Origin of the sequence: Jeotgalicoccus meleagridis (assembly GCF_903994045.1) — a bacterium.
GTDB classification, from domain to species: Bacteria; Bacillota; Bacilli; order Staphylococcales; family Salinicoccaceae; genus Jeotgalicoccus; species Jeotgalicoccus meleagridis.
In genome coordinates this window covers 150,725-165,433 of record NZ_CAJEWD010000003.1, presented here as the reverse complement: position 1 = coordinate 165,433, position 14,709 = coordinate 150,725, and the positions used below count along the sequence as shown (strand labels likewise).

Here is a 14,709-nt window from a genome sequence, read left to right as displayed (position 1 = left end):
TCATGTGTAATAAATCAGCCTACTTTAGTTTTAAAGTAGGCTGATTTTGTATTTATACTAAATCTAGACGCTCTTTATAGCATTTTCTACATACTGGAACGTATTCTTCATCCCCGATTTGAATGGTTTCTCCGACATTTGTAGGCACTCCATTTTGCATTCTTAGGTTTAAAGTCGCTTTTTTATTACAGAACTGACATACAGTTTTTAGTTCATCGATTGCATCAGCAAGTTCTAAAAGGGTACGACTGCCTTCGAACAATTCATTGCGAAAATCTGTCTTTAAACCAAAGGCGATCACTGGAATATCGAGTAGGTCTGGAATGTCACTTAAGTTATGAATGTCTTTTTTTGATAAAAACTGAGCCTCATCCACTAGAACTGCATAGACTGCTTCTTTTTCGTGTTCTTGTTTTACTTTTTCAAAAATATCATCAGTGACATACTCAGCATCTAATTCTAGACCGACTCTTGACTTGATTTTATGATGACCACTTCTAGAATCGATTGGAGAGGTATAAGCCAGACAACGTTTTCCTTGGGTTGTGTACTGATAATGTGTTGTGATAATTTGATTACTTTTATTGCTCTGCATTGTGCCATAACGATAGTAAAGTTTTGCCATAAAAATCCCCATTCTCTTAATGTCAAACATCATTTTAACATGAACCGACTAGGAATTTACAGAGGATGTGTTATCTTATAGATATTAAGTCATTTTGGAGGATTAGCATGGAAAATACATTACCAGCATGTCCATCTTGTGGTTCGGAGTATACATACGAAGATGGAAATTTATTAGTTTGCCCAATGTGTCATCATGAGTGGACAAGGGAAGAGGAAGAAGAGAACATAGAAGAGGATGTAAAAGATGCTGTTGGAAATGTTCTTAGTGATGGGGATACTGTAACTATTATAAAAGACTTAAAAATTAAAGGTTCATCGAATGTGATTAAGCAAGGAACGAAAGTGAAAAACATTCGTTTAATAGATCCTGAAGATGGTCACGATCTTGATTGTAAAATACCAGGAATCGGCCAGATGAATCTTAAATCAGAGTTTGTGAAGAAAATATAAGAGCAGGCAAATGCCTGCTCTTATATTTATTTGGTCAATTCTTCTTGGAATATATCTAAGAGATAATCTAAAGTGGTTGGATCACTGTAGCTTGAAGCGGCAGTATCTATTTCAATCACTTGCTTATTTTGAACGGCAGGAATTGATTTCCAGACATCATCTTTCATAAATGATAAATCAGTATCTTCATAACGGCTGAGTATCATAAAGTCACCAGCATAGTCTGGGATGACTTCTTGTGATATTTCTGCATAACCCTGTTCAGAAACTTCTTTTTGCACATTTTCTGGCATAGTTAAATTCATTGCCTGGTAAATGATTTCAGTTCCACGTCCCCAAGCTTCCCCGAAGAGATAGAAGTTCTTACCATTTGTTTCATACATAGTTACAGATAGATCTTCTCCGTGTTTCTCTTTGACTTGTTCGCCTACTTTAGCTGCCTTTTTCTCAAAATCAGCAGCCCATTCTTTTGCTTCATCTTCCTTTCCAACTATTTTTCCGATTTCAATTTGCTGTTCTAAATAGTCGAGCTTACCCCAAGTGAAGGCAACAGTAGGTGCAATCTTTTCAAGTTCTTCTAAATTCTTCATGTGTGTCCCAGCAATAATTAAATCAGGTTCTAGTGCTAAAACACTCTCTATATCTTCCTCAGAAACGGTCTCTACATCAGCTAAAGCTTCACTGAACAAAGGATTTTCTTTAGACCATTTATCGACTCCAACCATATCAACACCTAAAGAATGAATATTTGGGGCATAACTTAAGGCAACGATTCGCTTAGGATGTTTGGGGATTTCGATCGGACCATTTTCCGATTCATATGTAACAGTTTCAGCTGATTCATTTTTATCATCCGGTGTAGCTTCATTTGAATTACAAGCAGTAAGGAATAGTAGGATAAACGATAATAAAATAGTAAATTTTGTTTTCATGTGACATTCTCCTTTGATATTGAAAATCATTCTCAATTGATATTTATTAGCTAGTCCGACCTTGTAGTCGGACTAGTGTTACTTTAGTCATTTAATTTAGCTAGAAGATATAAGAAATATGGTGCACCGATAATTGCAACAACTACACCTGTTGGAATTTCAGCAGGTTGTAAAATAAGGCGTCCTAAAGTGTCTGCAGTGAGGACGAGTACTGCGCCGATTAAGGCGGCTATCGGGATAACATACTTATGTGTCTCCCCAACTAAGCGCCGAGTCATGTGTGGTGCGATTAAGCCAACGAATCCTATAGCACCTGAGACGGACACGCTTGCAGCTGCTAAGGCGACTGCAGCTGCGAGAAGCCATCGTCTTTCTCTTTCTAAGTTCATACCTAGACTAACAGCAGTTGCATCTCCTAAGTTCATAACATCTAAAACTCTAGATTTGAAATAAACAAAAGGAATTAGTATTACTAACCAGGGTAGAAGGGCGAGTACAAAGTTCCAACTTGTTCCCCATATCGATCCAGCTAACCACGTTGCTACAAACGAATAGCTTTCAGGGTCGATTCTTAAGGTCAAGACGATCATCAGAGCACTGATACCAGCAGCAACAGCCACCCCGACTAGTATGAGTCGAATGGGGGATACACCCTCATCTTTTTTATAAGAAAATACATAGATAACTACTGCGGTTAGGCCAGCACCGATGAATGCGACGATTGGCATGATAAAGACAGAATTACCGAGCTCTGTCGAAAAATAGATGACAAAAATCATTACAGCCAAACCAGCACCAGCGTTTATACCGATAATACCGGGATCTGCTAAAGGGTTTTTGACAACACCTTGTAAAACTGTACCTGAAACGGCTAAGCCCATACCAATCAACACAGCAATGACTATTCTAGGTAGTCTAAATTCTAAGAGTAGTAATTCATCTTGTTCACTACCATTACCTAAAAAGGTATTGATTACCGTTAGTGGGTCTATCTTAATTAGGCCGGTATTAAGACTAAGTAAAAATATAATAATAAGTAAAACTAATAAAATTATGGCAGTAACAACTGCTTTGTTCTTTTTCTTAGTGCTACTTATGGGTTTAAAGTTTGTCATAGTTCTTGCCCTCCCTTACGAGCTAGATAAAGAAAGAAGGGCACACCGATAAGAGAAATCAGAGCGCCAATAGGAATCTCAAAAGGCGCGTTTAAGGTTCTTGCTAATAAATCGGCAACGACAACTAGCATTGCGCCAATGACTGCACTGACGGGTATAATGAAACGATAATCATAACCGACAATTTTACGAGTGAGATGCGGGACAATTAATCCTACGAAGCTCACTGCTCCGACAACTGACACGGCGAGTCCAGCAAGAATGACAACGACGATCGCACTGATTAATTTAGTACGATTTGTTCGCTCTCCTAAACTTACTGCAACTTCTTCACCTAGGCTTAAAATTGTAATGGAGCCCGCTAGTCTCATTGCAATGAGAATCATAATTATAACGATAGGCGTTATAACAATTAAATGTTCCCAACGCGTGCTAGAAACACCGCCAGCATACCAAAAGGCCATGTCTTGACCAACGTCAAAATATAAAGCAATACCTTCACTTAAGGCAGTTAATAACGCCGTTACAGCGGCACCTGCTAAGACTAGTCGGATTGGTGTGAGTCCATTTTTACTCATAGAACCTATTCCATACACAATCGTTGCACCTAGTGCTGCACCGAAGAAAGAAAGAAGCACAGTGTAGACAAACGGTAAGCCAGGTAAGAAGCTAAAGCTAATAGCTAGCATCATTACCGCACCGGCATTTAAGCCAAGTAAACCTGAATCCGCCAAAGGGTTTCTCGTCATCCCTTGCATCAGTGCACCAGCAACACTAAAAGCAGCACCAACTATTGCTGCACCTATAATTCTTGGGAATCGTAATTCCCAAATAATCTGATGTTGAGTCACAGTCTCATCAAAATTAAAAAAAGCGTCCCAGATGGTGTCGAAATTAATATCAGCAGCACCCAAGGAGATTGATGCGACAAAGGAACAGCATAAAAAGATAATACCTAAGATGATAATGGCTGTTGCGCGCAATGGCTTAGCTGTTTTTTTGACAGCCTTAACTTGTTTTTTGCTTTCTACCACAGTGTTGGTTTTAGTCATGATCTTTATCCTGCTCACTTAAGTGATAGGAAGTAAAGATAGGATGACCACTGTGAGGACAAATTTGAAAATCAGCTTCTATATTAAAAAGCCTTCTTAAGTTATCTGTTGTCATGACTTCATCAGGGCTTCCTTTTGTGATTAATTTACCGCCCTTCATTGCTATCATGTAATCTGAAAATCTCGAGGCTAAATTTAAATCATGTAGAACCATAACGATGGTTCGATTCTCTTTTTCGTTTAGTCTTTTTAACAAGAGTAAAATTTCTAGCTGGTGTGCTAGGTCTAAATATGTAGTTGGCTCATCAAGAACTAGAGTGTCGGTACCTTGAGCTAAAGCCATAGCAATCCAAACCCTTTGTCTTTGACCACCAGACATATCGCTGATTTGTCGGTCTATGAAATCATTTAAGCCAGTGACATCAATTGCCCAATGGATATATTCATAGTCTTCTTTACTTAAAGACCCTAGTGCTTTTCTATAAGGAAATCTGCCGTAAGATACTAGTTCAAAAACTGATAAACCACCAGGGGACTCCGCTGTTTGAGGTAAAATCGCCATTTTCTTAGCAATTTCTCTAGTATCCATAGTATTAATCGCTTTACCATCTAACATAATTGTTCCTTGGTTTGCTTTTAAAATTCTAGATACAGTTTTTATTAAGGTAGACTTTCCACAACCATTAGGACCAATAATTGTAGTGATTTTATTCTTCGGTATACTAACTGTGAAATCATCTATAACTAGATGGTTATTGTAACCAACTTTAATGTTATTAACTTCAAGTGCATTCATCGTTGTCACTCCTTATTAATGACTCATTGAGAATCATTATCACTATGAAATCTTATGACAAAAACGCACATATGTCAATGAAAGATGCGCTTTTGGAGTCATCTATTTACTAACTTAAAATACGATGTATTACTAAACTTATATTATTATCAAATAGGCTTTTCTAATAAAAATATTAGGACAATCTAAAAAAATATTTCATATTATAGAAAGTTTGCTTAAATGAGTATTTTGCATTGATTACTTTAAAGAAACAAGGGATAATAAGGCTTCAATGAAGAAAAGGGGCTGTTATTTTGAGGGACTTAAACAAACTGAAATTAGCACAGAGAGGTGCTTACCTAAGTATTTTTTCTTATATATCCCTGTCTTTATTGAAATATTATTTCGGATTTGTATATGATTCAGCAGCAGTACGTGCTGATGCCATAAATAATATGACTGATATATTAGCTTCTCTAGCAGTTCTCATCGGATTAAAAATTTCTATTAAACCACCTGATGATAATCATCCCTATGGACATCTCAAATCAGAAAATATATCTTCCTTAGTTGTTTCATTTATTATTATGGCAGTTGGACTTCAAGTTTTGATTGAAAATGTCCCTCAAATTTTCGAGCCTGCCAAAGACAGTCCACATCCCATTGTCATCTATGTGAGTATTTTCTCTGGACTTGTTATGATTGGTGTCTATTTTATAAATTCTCGCTTGAGTGAAAAAACAAAAAGTGTCTCGCTAAAGTCTGCAGCTATGGATAATTTATCAGATGGAATGATCAGTATTGGGACAGCAATCGGGCTGATACTAACTCAGTTTGGTCTACCTATCGCTGACGTCATTATCGCGTCGATATTAGGTTTGGTAATTATGTATACTGGTATTAAGATTTTTAAAGAATCTATTTTTGCTCTCAGTGACGGTTATCGAGAACAGGATTTAGTGGGTCATAAAGAAGATATACTAGAAGTGGAAGGCGTTATTGACGTCATTTCTATAAAAGGACGCTACCACGGCAGTAGCATTTTCTTGGATGTCACCATCATAGTTGATCCGACCATTACAATTACTGAGGCGCATAAGATATGTGATCAGGTTGAACAGCACATGCATAATAAAGGCATCATGTCCTTATATGTACACCCTGAGCCTTATTTACAAAATAAATAGTAATAATATAAAAAGCTGCCATCTTGAGCGATAAACTTCAAGATGGCAGCTTAATTATTTATTGTTGATAAATTACATCGCTATATTTATCAGGATGTTGTTTGAATCTTTTAGCAACAAAAGGGCATTTACCAATAAGCTTAATATTATTTTCTCTTGCATAGTCAGCTGCATGGTCAAGTAGAACATCTCCAAGACCTTGTCCTCTTAAGTCGGGATTAACGACGACACTATCAATAGTGTAGACATCTTCATCAACGACATAAGTTAGTTTTCCATCAGGATCATTAGAATCTCCAAAGTAAAATAAATTGTCACTATGTTTAATATCCATGTATATCCCTCCGCTTTTACTTAGACTATACCCGAAAAAAGATAAATTAGTCTAAACAATGTGATAGGACTCGATCGTATTCTTAAGTTCATCTAAATATAGCAGTGCAACACGACTCAGTATCGCCTTTTTGTTGGTCACTGTACCAATTGTAATCTTATCATCCACATCTAATTTCACCGGTATAATATCAGTCCCATTAAGTTCCTCACTCAGTATTCCGCTAGAAATAGTATAACCGTTTAAACCAATCATACAGTTAAAGATAGTCGCACGGTCAGAAACTAAAATATTTTTAGGGCTTTCCAAAGTGCTCAGTATTTCTTCTGAAAAGAAAAAGGAATTGTTATCCCCTTGATCAAAGGACAATCTAGGATAAGGTTTTAAGTCTTCTAAGCTAACAATACTTTTTTGTGCTAAGGGATTAGTTTTACTGATAAAAATATGTGGCTGTGCTGTAAACAATGGTTCAAAGTTTAATTGGCTTTCCTTTAACAATTGATTGAGGATTTTTTCGTTAAAGTTATTCATGTACATTACACCAATTTCACTTTTTAAGTTTTTAACGTCCTCTATGATTTCATATGTACGCGTTTCTCTTAAGGAGAATTGATATTTATCGCCACCGTGATGCTCTATCAGTTTAACCATAGCATCTACTGAAAAAGAATAGTGTTGGGTAGAAACACTTAATAATTGTTCCTGATAAGGACGGTCGAGGTATTTGTTTTCTAAAAGTTCAACAGTTTCAATTATTTGTCGCGCATAACTGAGAAATTCTGCTCCATCAGTCGATAAAGTAATACCTGTTGAAGTTCTCATTAAAATCGTAATGCCCATTTCCTTTTCAAGTTCTTTGATTGCTTTAGATAAAGTGGGCTGTGAAATGTAAAGTGACTTAGCAGCTTCATTGATGGAACCAGCTTTGACAACTGCAACAAGATACTTTAATTGTGTGATGCTCATATAGACCTCCTATAAGAATCTTTTAGTCAATTATATTAGTCAGAGTTAGCCTATATCATACAGACCAGCAAGTATTTAAACAAGAAAAAATGAGCTATTATAAAAAACACTTTTTGGACACATAAAGTTCAAAAATGTGAATACTACTCCTATTTGTTTCTTTTTTCAACACACTATGAAAAATGTCAAATAATTTCCATAATTATGTGAAAAAAATAACAATAGTGGGCTGAAATAGTTCAAAATAGGGTAGATATAAACTAGAATTTAAATAGATTAATAATTCATTAGGAGTGGGGATATGTTAAGTAAAGAAGAAATTGAAACGATTCATAGCACAATTCCTTTATTGCAAGATAAAGGTGTAGATATTACGACTAATTTCTACAATAGAATGTTTTCGAATAATCCTGAATTAAGAGATATGTTTAACCAACCAAACCACAAGCAAGGGCTTCAATCAACAGCTCTAGCAATGGCAGTACTTGCAGCAGCTCAGCACATTGAAGACTTAAGTCCAATTGTACCTGTAGTTATGCCAGTTGCTCACAAACACTGTGCACTTCAAGTTAAACCTGAACACTATCCAATCGTTGGAGAAAATCTACTTGCAACAATTGCAGAACTTACAGGACTGTCAATGGATGATCCTGTAATCAAAGCTTGGGAAAAAGCTTACGGTGAAATTGCAGATGCCTTTATCGGAATCGAAAAAGACATTTATGCAAATATGGCATGGGACGGTTTCAAACCATTTGAAGTTGTCGACACACATCAAGAAACAGATATTATTAAAACATTCACTGTTAAATCAGATGAAGTTTCTAAGATCGATTATGTTCCAGGTCAATACATCACTGTAGATGTACAAGTACCAGAACTTCCTTATAGAGCAAAACGTCACTATTCAATTGTTAGTGTTGAAGATGACAAATTAACTTTCGCAGTTAGAAAAGAAGAACGTGATGGTAATCGTGGAGAAGTATCAACTTACCTACACGAACAGATTGAAGAAGGTTCAACTATTAATCTATCAGCTCCAGTTGGTACATTTAGCGTTGAGAATATTGAAAAAGCTCAGTTATTCATTGGTTCAGGTATCGGTGTAACGCCGTTATTCTCTATGTATACAACTGCAGCAAAATCCGGTGCTGATGCACACTTCTTACAAGTAGCAGATGATAAAAACAACATTGCTTTTGAAGAAAAACTAAAAAATATTGCCGCAGAAAATCAAGCAGAATTAAGCACACACTTACGTGATGAAGATGGTTATATCTTCAAAGAACAACTAGAAGAGTATCTAAAAGATAACCAAGAAATATACGTTTGTGGTGGTCCAACATTTATTCAGTCAGTTGCTAAGGAATTAGAAAAAGCTGGCGTTGCTACTGAAAATATTCACTACGAGCTATTCGTTCCAAGATTAAGTATTCCAATGTAAGAGGAAAACCCTACAAGAAATTGTAGGGTTTTTTTAATGATGCCCAGCTCCTGAGCCATGTTCTTCGTTTTTAAATTCTTGCAAAAAGACTTCTTCAAACATATCTAGCTCTCCAACTGTGAAAAACTTAGTTGGTGAAGCATTAGTATGTGATGTCTCGATATGAGTAGATATTAAATAAAGCCCATCCTCAGGAATATCCAGATTTGCCGTGTAATGGTTACCATTCTGAGTGACTTCGTACTCTTCATTCCAAACTTCAGCTTCCTTAGCAGGTCTGAGATATAAAGTGACATCTGCGTCTGTAATTTCTTTACCATCTTCTAGTACATGAAGATTTACCTCACTCGTTTTACCCGCTTCTGTAATGCTAGAAGTATCAATGACAATTTTAGTTTCAGGATCCTTTTGATATTTATCATGTGTATTTTGGTCGACAAGATTACATCCGGCTAAAAATAGGACGCACATGATTATAAGTAAGTGTTTATACATATGTCCTCCTTAATAATTAAGCCATTTCCGTAGTGTTTCAAAGCGTCTTAAAATAAAACGATCTAGTAGGAAAACGACAAGTAGAGAGATACCAACTAAGGGGAAGATGAGTCCTAAAATAATGAGTACAATTAGAATACGCTTGTATTCCAAGATGCTCACAGCCTTAGGTGCTCCGCTATTATTTTGTGGTTTTCTCTTCCACCATAAATAAAATCCAGTGATAACCATAAAAATCAGACCGAGACAGATGAGTAGGCCGAGTGCTTGGTTTAGTAATCCAAACTCATGTCCCTTATGTATAGTAATCATTGTTGCCATCACTTTACCTAGTATTCCATAATTGTCATAACGGTAATCTGCGATCACGTCAGCAGTATACTGATCGATGTGTATAGTTGCTTCATTACTCGCTTGATCTGGGAATACCGATAAGGTAAAGACCCCTTCTTTAGATGAAGGATAAAACACATCGTAATTAGGGTCGACGTCGAGTGTATTGATAGTTTCTAGAACATCATCAATTGATACTTGTTTAAAGCCTGAATCCGCATCAGAGTTTTGGACAGGTAATTTTTCTGCTACCCATGAAACATCTGCTATATCTTCTGTTAAAGTATCTGACTCAGGTGCTGGACCGACCCAGATGGACGGTGGGTAACCCGCACCAGATGCTGTGACTAGACTTTGTACGCCATTCCCCCAAAATCCTGTCCACAATAAACCAGAGAATAAAAAGAATAGTAAGCCGCCGGATAACCAAAAAGCTGGCACAGCGTGTAAATCTCTTCTTCTTAGACGCCCTGGTTTTTTCAATCTTAAGGTGAAGACACCTTTAATTTTTTCTTTAGCCCTTGGGTACCATAAGAAAAGTCCTGAGATGATCATAATTATCGTCCAACAGGCAACTAATTCAACAATGCGGTCACCAAATGTCCCCATCTTTAACTCTCCATGTAGCAATTCTAAAATTGCCATGGGTCTTTTATCATCATCAATCATACCGAGAACTTGTCTGTTATATGGATTGATAAAGACGGTTAGGGAAGTACCATCTTCTTGACTAATGCCGACTTCAACTGAACGGTTCGCATCTTCTCCTGGTCGATAGCGAACAACATCACCACCACCGGCATATCCTTCTGCGGTAAAAGCAAGGTCAGAAGCGGGAAGTTTATCTCCACCATCTTCGACATAATAATAGTCTTTATATATGTATTCTTCTATGTCTGCTTTAAATAAATAGAGTGCACCAGTTACTGCTAAAAATATGAGAAACGGTGCGATGATGATTCCAGCAAATAAATGCCATCGCCAAACTATGGGGTATGCTTTTTTCTTCATAGTCACTGCTCCTTAAAATGTCTAGCTATAAGTATGAAGGTTTTATCAGTATTTGGGTAGATGTTAGATAGAAAATTTATGAATATTTAATGTTACAATAAATGAAAGTTAACTAAGGGGGCAGGAAGTTCGTGGATAAAATACTAGTTGTCGATGATGACCCTAACATTGTTAAATTTGTTTCTTTAAACTTAAACGAAGCTGGTTATCAAGTCATTACGGCTGAAGATGGTCGAAGGGCGCTTGAAAAAATGAAAGAGACGCCTTGTGATTTAGCGGTCGTTGATGTCATGATGCCATACATGGACGGTTTGCAACTAACAGAAGCCTTAAAAAGAGATTACGATATTCCAATTATTATACTGACTGCTAAAAGTCATATCGATGATAAGGCAGAGGCTTATCAATTAGGTACTGATGATTATTTAGTAAAACCATTTGAACCTAGAGAATTACTGTTTAGAATCGATGCATTATTAAGAAGGTATAAAAAAGAAGATAGTGAACAAATAAAAGTTGGTAGAGTGGTTATCAATGCTCATAACTATTCAGTGGAAATCGGTGGCAAAGTCTACATGCTACCTTTAAAAGAATTCGAGTTATTTTATCATTTAGCTGAACATTCGGGACAAGTGTTTTCAAGAGATGCTCTAATAGAACGCATTTGGGGAGCAGATTACGAAGGAGATGATCGGACAGTTGATGTCCATATCAAGCGACTCCGTAGCCGTTTTAAAAATGCGACTGATGATTTTGAAATTAAGACAGTACGTGGTGTGGGCTACTTTTTGGAGCGTAAATCATGAGAACTCTATATACTAAATTCTTATTTGCAACACTTGCCATAATGATCTTTAGCTTTTTAGCTGCTTTCTTTATTTCCAATGGTTTTTATCAACTCAATTTAAAAGATGAAAATAATGATAAAAATATGGGAATTGCCGAGGAAATATCGAGTTATTTAGAATCAAATCCAGAAACTGACCCTGCAGCCTACTTAAATTCGGTTGCTAAGGCTGGTCATCAAATATACTTTGTTTCCCCTGATGGAGAAGGACAATTTTTTGGAGACGATTTTAGAGAAAAAAATTTAGAAGCGTCATCTATTAATCAAGTGCTTGATGGTGAGCAATATCAAGGAATGTCAAATTTTGATTCAGATATCTTTGTCACTGGTTTTTTTGCAGATGAACTAAAGAATACAGTCGGAGTGCCTGTGACGATTGGTGAGTCGATTTATGCTTTATTTATGAGACCAGATATTGAACTCTTGTTTAATGAGATGCATTTACTCTTCGGTATACTGTTTGTCTTAACCATTGTTTTAAGTATGATTTTAGTCTTAGTGAGTACCAAATATTTAATCAAACCTGTGACTAAGTTATCCATAGCAACAAAACAGTTAGCAAGCAGAGATTATGATGTAAACAACTTAGATATTAGTAGAAGAGATGAAATCGGAGATCTTGCCTTTAACTTTAAAAATATGGCAAAACAGTTAGAGTATAACGATAAAATCCAGAAGGACTTTATCTCTAATATTTCACATGACATTCAGTCTCCCTTATCTAGTATCAAAGGTTACAACAGTCTTTTAAGAAAAGATTTAAATGACAATGAAAAACAAGAATATACAGAAACGATCGATTTCGAAATTGAAAGACTATCAACGATGACTAAGCAGCTCCTAGTCCTATCATCTATTGATCATGAAGATTACTTGATGCGTAGAGAGACTTATAATTTAAAAGAACAGCTGTCTAGGGCCATGAAGGTATACGAATGGCAAATTAATGAAAAAGGATTGATGCTGTCTCACCTCTTGGTCGATGTCGATATTACAGCAGATAAAGTGCTCTTGAACACCGTTTGGGATAATTTATTGTCTAACGCTGTTAAATACAATGAAGATGCTGGAACGATTGACGTTGAGATGATCGATTATGGGACTCATGTTATCGTGATTATAAGTAATACAGGTCAAGGCATTGATGAGCGTCATATTGATAAAATTTTTGATCGTTTTTACAGAATAGATAGTGCTAGAACTAATAAAGTTGGTGGTTCTGGTCTAGGCTTGTCAATCGTTAGAAAAATTGTAGACATGCATGATGGTTCTATAAAGGTTAGAAGTAAAGGACACGACACAACATTTACAGTCCGCATACCAATAAATTAAATTAATCCTCCTTGTTCACATTGAGTTCATATTACCGCTGTAAAGTATGAATTAACAAAGAACCAGGAGGATTTTCTCATGAAGATGGCATGGAAAGAAATGAAAAAATTTAAACTACGTTATTTAATATTAGGTTTTATCGTATTCTTAATCAGTATGCTGACACTCAGCATTTCTGGTTTAGCAAATGGCTTATCGGATGATAACGCATCACTGATAAAACATATGCCGGACGGCACATTTTATATGGATGAAGAAGCGGAAGATAACTACAGTTTTTCAAGCTTAACAACAGAGCAAGAAGATGAGATTAAAAATGCGTCAGGTCAGGAAACATTCTTCTCAATTCAAATGGGAGAATTACTTGATGATGACGATAAAAAATTTAGTACAGCTTACGTTACTTCAGAAGGTGGAGACTACTTCCCTGAAGTTGATAAAGGTGAAATTGTCTTAGACAGTTCTTTTGAAGGGGAAGGCTTTGAAGTTGGAGATGAAGTGTCAAACTCCTTGATGGAAGAACCACTGACTATCGCAGGTTTTGTAGAACAACAAAAATTTAGTCATACAGAAGTCGGTTTTATCAATAAAGAAGATTACGGTGAAATGTTTAGAGCAGATACTTTCCAAATCGGATTTATAGATGATGAAGTTGACCTTGGAGAGAGTCTCAAATCTTATAACAATAGTGATTTCTTAAATACTATTCCAAGCTATAGTGCAGAACAGATGTCTTTAAATATGATTATTATCTTTCTGTACGTGATTAGTGCATTGTTATTCGCTATTTTCTTCTACATGATTAATGTTCAAAAGATGAGCACGTTTGGAATCTTAAAAGCGATTGGTGTTAAACAATCATCACTATTCGTGATGATGTGGTCGCAGATGTTGTTAATTACTATCGTTTCCTTGATCCCGGCAATTGTAGCAGGACTTTTAATTAATCAATTCGCACCAGAAGGCATGCCTTTCTTCTTACCAACAGAAACAATTACCTTCTCTGCAATTGCATTTATTATTATTGGATTCTTAGGTGCAACCTTATCAGGACTACAAATTAGAAAAGCAGAACCAATGCAAGCTATTAATCAAGGAGGAATGTAAGATGAGTGTCTTTGAATTAATCGATATTGATAAAGAATTTAAAAATGGCCGAAATGTCGAAAAGATATTAAAATCAGTTGATTTAAAATTAAAAGAAGGCGAACTTACAGCACTAACTGGACCATCAGGCTCAGGTAAATCAACCCTTCTGACAATTGCAGCATGCTTACAAAAAAAATCTGATGGTATCATTAAGTTTAATGGACAAGATATTTCTAAAGAAAGCGATGGAAAAATTCGCAACATTAGAGCTGAAAAATTTGGCTTTGTCTTCCAACAAGCACACTTAGTTCCTTTCCTAACTGTGAAAGAACAATTGGAATTAATGTTGGACACAGCAAATGTTAAGTTAGATAAAAAAGATAGAAAAATTGATAAAGTGCTTGAAGCGGTTGATTTGTCGAACCATAAAGATAGCTATCCAGAAAGTTTATCAGGTGGTGAAAAACAAAGAGCAGCGATTGCGAGAGCAATTATTCATGATCCAGAAATATTATTTGCCGATGAGCCAACTGCAAGCCTTGATTCAAAACGCTCTAAAGAGGTTATGGAATTAATTAAAAGTTTAAGCGCCAAATTAGGCATTACAGTATTGATGGTGACTCACGATATGGATATGTTAGAGTATGCTGACAGCCGAGTAGAGATGAAAGATGGTCAGATTACGGCAGTGGAATAAGTATTTGTTTATAGATCCAA

Annotated in this window: 16 protein-coding genes; 7 read left to right on the top strand and 9 right to left on the bottom strand. The window is 36.1% G+C overall.

All coding sequences use genetic code 11. The features are described 5' to 3' along the window. Positions 1–52: 52 nt before the first annotated feature. Complete coding sequence (locus tag JEOSCH030_RS00955; protein ID WP_185124758.1) at positions 53–625, bottom strand: thymidine kinase; 573 nt, start codon at positions 623–625, stop codon at positions 53–55. 107 nt (positions 626–732) lie between these two features. Between JEOSCH030_RS00955 and JEOSCH030_RS00950 the strand changes: the two genes are divergently transcribed. Further along, on the top strand, positions 733–1,077 hold the full coding sequence (locus JEOSCH030_RS00950) for a zinc ribbon domain-containing protein YjdM (protein WP_185124757.1): 345 nt from the start codon (positions 733–735) through the stop codon (positions 1,075–1,077). A 26-nt stretch (positions 1,078–1,103) separates the two neighbouring features. Here JEOSCH030_RS00950 and JEOSCH030_RS00945 read toward each other — a convergent pair whose 3' ends face one another. From JEOSCH030_RS00945 to JEOSCH030_RS00930, 4 genes are all read right to left on the bottom strand, one after another. Continuing rightward, positions 1,104–2,009, bottom strand: a complete 906-nt coding sequence (locus JEOSCH030_RS00945) for an iron-hydroxamate ABC transporter substrate-binding protein (protein ID WP_185124756.1) — start codon at positions 2,007–2,009, stop codon at positions 1,104–1,106. Positions 2,010–2,092: 83 nt separating this feature from the next. Further along, the gene (locus JEOSCH030_RS00940) at positions 2,093–3,124 is read right to left on the bottom strand and encodes a FecCD family ABC transporter permease (protein WP_185124755.1); all 1,032 of its coding nucleotides are present in this window, start codon (positions 3,122–3,124) and stop codon (positions 2,093–2,095) included. Next, on the bottom strand, positions 3,121–4,176 hold the full coding sequence (locus JEOSCH030_RS00935; RefSeq protein ID WP_185124754.1) for a FecCD family ABC transporter permease: 1,056 nt from the start codon (positions 4,174–4,176) through the stop codon (positions 3,121–3,123). The genes JEOSCH030_RS00940 and JEOSCH030_RS00935 overlap by 4 nt, the downstream gene beginning before the upstream one ends. After that, a complete protein-coding gene (locus JEOSCH030_RS00930; protein ID WP_185124753.1) occupies positions 4,169–4,972 on the bottom strand; it encodes an ABC transporter ATP-binding protein in 804 nt (267 codons plus the stop codon). The genes JEOSCH030_RS00935 and JEOSCH030_RS00930 overlap by 8 nt, the downstream gene beginning before the upstream one ends. Positions 4,973–5,268: 296 nt before the next feature. Here JEOSCH030_RS00930 and JEOSCH030_RS00925 point away from each other — a divergent pair, with 296 nt between their 5' ends. Continuing rightward, positions 5,269–6,141: a cation diffusion facilitator family transporter gene (locus JEOSCH030_RS00925; protein ID WP_185124752.1), complete on the top strand. Its 873-nt coding sequence runs from the start codon at positions 5,269–5,271 to the stop codon at positions 6,139–6,141. A gap of 58 nt (positions 6,142–6,199) precedes the next feature. Here the strand turns inward: JEOSCH030_RS00925 and JEOSCH030_RS00920 are convergent, their stop codons facing one another. Together JEOSCH030_RS00920 and JEOSCH030_RS00915 are read right to left on the bottom strand one after the other, a co-directional pair. After that, entirely contained in the window at positions 6,200–6,475 is a 276-nt protein-coding gene (locus JEOSCH030_RS00920; protein WP_185124751.1) for a GNAT family N-acetyltransferase, read from the bottom strand. 51 nt (positions 6,476–6,526) lie between these two features. Beyond that, on the bottom strand, positions 6,527–7,441 hold the full coding sequence (locus JEOSCH030_RS00915) for a LysR family transcriptional regulator (RefSeq protein WP_185124750.1): 915 nt from the start codon (positions 7,439–7,441) through the stop codon (positions 6,527–6,529). A gap of 301 nt (positions 7,442–7,742) precedes the next feature. On the opposite strand from JEOSCH030_RS00915, the gene JEOSCH030_RS00910 reads away from it, so the two are divergent. Then, positions 7,743–8,885 (top strand): globin domain-containing protein, encoded by a 1,143-nt coding sequence (locus tag JEOSCH030_RS00910; protein ID WP_185124749.1) that lies wholly within the window; start codon positions 7,743–7,745, stop codon positions 8,883–8,885. A 33-nt stretch (positions 8,886–8,918) separates the two neighbouring features. Here the strand turns inward: JEOSCH030_RS00910 and JEOSCH030_RS00905 are convergent, their stop codons facing one another. Together JEOSCH030_RS00905 and JEOSCH030_RS00900 are read right to left on the bottom strand one after the other, a co-directional pair. Then, the gene (locus tag JEOSCH030_RS00905) at positions 8,919–9,380 is read right to left on the bottom strand and encodes a FixH family protein (protein WP_185124748.1); all 462 of its coding nucleotides are present in this window, start codon (positions 9,378–9,380) and stop codon (positions 8,919–8,921) included. A 9-nt stretch (positions 9,381–9,389) separates the two neighbouring features. Continuing rightward, positions 9,390–10,724 carry a PepSY-associated TM helix domain-containing protein gene (locus tag JEOSCH030_RS00900; RefSeq protein ID WP_185124747.1) on the bottom strand — a complete coding sequence of 445 codons (1,335 nt, stop codon included), beginning with the start codon at positions 10,722–10,724 and terminating at the stop codon, positions 9,390–9,392. Between the two features lie 131 nt (positions 10,725–10,855). Here JEOSCH030_RS00900 and JEOSCH030_RS00895 point away from each other — a divergent pair, with 131 nt between their 5' ends. The 4 genes from JEOSCH030_RS00895 (at position 10,856) to JEOSCH030_RS00880 (ending at position 14,689) form a co-directional block, all read left to right on the top strand. Beyond that, positions 10,856–11,530 (top strand): response regulator transcription factor, encoded by a 675-nt coding sequence (locus JEOSCH030_RS00895; protein ID WP_185124746.1) that lies wholly within the window; start codon positions 10,856–10,858, stop codon positions 11,528–11,530. Then, complete coding sequence (locus JEOSCH030_RS00890) at positions 11,527–12,903, top strand: sensor histidine kinase (RefSeq protein WP_185124745.1); 1,377 nt, start codon at positions 11,527–11,529, stop codon at positions 12,901–12,903. The genes JEOSCH030_RS00895 and JEOSCH030_RS00890 overlap by 4 nt, the downstream gene beginning before the upstream one ends. A 78-nt stretch (positions 12,904–12,981) precedes the next feature. Continuing rightward, positions 12,982–14,010 carry an ABC transporter permease gene (locus JEOSCH030_RS00885; RefSeq protein ID WP_185124744.1) on the top strand — a complete coding sequence of 343 codons (1,029 nt, stop codon included), beginning with the start codon at positions 12,982–12,984 and terminating at the stop codon, positions 14,008–14,010. Position 14,011: 1 nt separating this feature from the next. Then, positions 14,012–14,689 carry an ABC transporter ATP-binding protein gene (locus JEOSCH030_RS00880; protein ID WP_185124743.1) on the top strand — a complete coding sequence of 226 codons (678 nt, stop codon included), beginning with the start codon at positions 14,012–14,014 and terminating at the stop codon, positions 14,687–14,689. Positions 14,690–14,709 lie beyond the last annotated feature (20 nt).

Excerpts from the sequence above, each read along its gene's own strand:
- JEOSCH030_RS00915 (WP_185124750.1), bottom strand. The coding sequence starts at position 7,441 with ATGAGCATCACACAATTAAAGTATCTTGTTGCAGTTGTCAAAGCTGGT.
- JEOSCH030_RS00900 (WP_185124747.1), bottom strand. The coding sequence starts at position 10,724 with ATGAAGAAAAAAGCATACCCCATAGTTTGGCGATGGCATTTATTTGCT.
- JEOSCH030_RS00910 (WP_185124749.1), top strand. The coding sequence starts at position 7,743 with ATGTTAAGTAAAGAAGAAATTGAAACGATTCATAGCACAATTCCTTTA.
- JEOSCH030_RS00905 (WP_185124748.1), bottom strand. The coding sequence starts at position 9,380 with ATGTATAAACACTTACTTATAATCATGTGCGTCCTATTTTTAGCCGGA.
- JEOSCH030_RS00955 (WP_185124758.1), bottom strand. The coding sequence starts at position 625 with ATGGCAAAACTTTACTATCGTTATGGCACAATGCAGAGCAATAAAAGT.
- JEOSCH030_RS00950 (WP_185124757.1), top strand. The coding sequence starts at position 733 with ATGGAAAATACATTACCAGCATGTCCATCTTGTGGTTCGGAGTATACA.
- JEOSCH030_RS00930 (WP_185124753.1), bottom strand. The coding sequence starts at position 4,972 with ATGAATGCACTTGAAGTTAATAACATTAAAGTTGGTTACAATAACCAT.
- JEOSCH030_RS00880 (WP_185124743.1), top strand. The coding sequence starts at position 14,012 with ATGAGTGTCTTTGAATTAATCGATATTGATAAAGAATTTAAAAATGGC.
- JEOSCH030_RS00920 (WP_185124751.1), bottom strand. The coding sequence starts at position 6,475 with ATGGATATTAAACATAGTGACAATTTATTTTACTTTGGAGATTCTAAT.
- JEOSCH030_RS00885 (WP_185124744.1), top strand. The coding sequence starts at position 12,982 with ATGAAGATGGCATGGAAAGAAATGAAAAAATTTAAACTACGTTATTTA.
- JEOSCH030_RS00890 (WP_185124745.1), top strand. The coding sequence starts at position 11,527 with ATGAGAACTCTATATACTAAATTCTTATTTGCAACACTTGCCATAATG.
- JEOSCH030_RS00940 (WP_185124755.1), bottom strand. The coding sequence starts at position 3,124 with ATGACAAACTTTAAACCCATAAGTAGCACTAAGAAAAAGAACAAAGCA.
- JEOSCH030_RS00935 (WP_185124754.1), bottom strand. The coding sequence starts at position 4,176 with ATGACTAAAACCAACACTGTGGTAGAAAGCAAAAAACAAGTTAAGGCT.
- JEOSCH030_RS00945 (WP_185124756.1), bottom strand. The coding sequence starts at position 2,009 with ATGAAAACAAAATTTACTATTTTATTATCGTTTATCCTACTATTCCTT.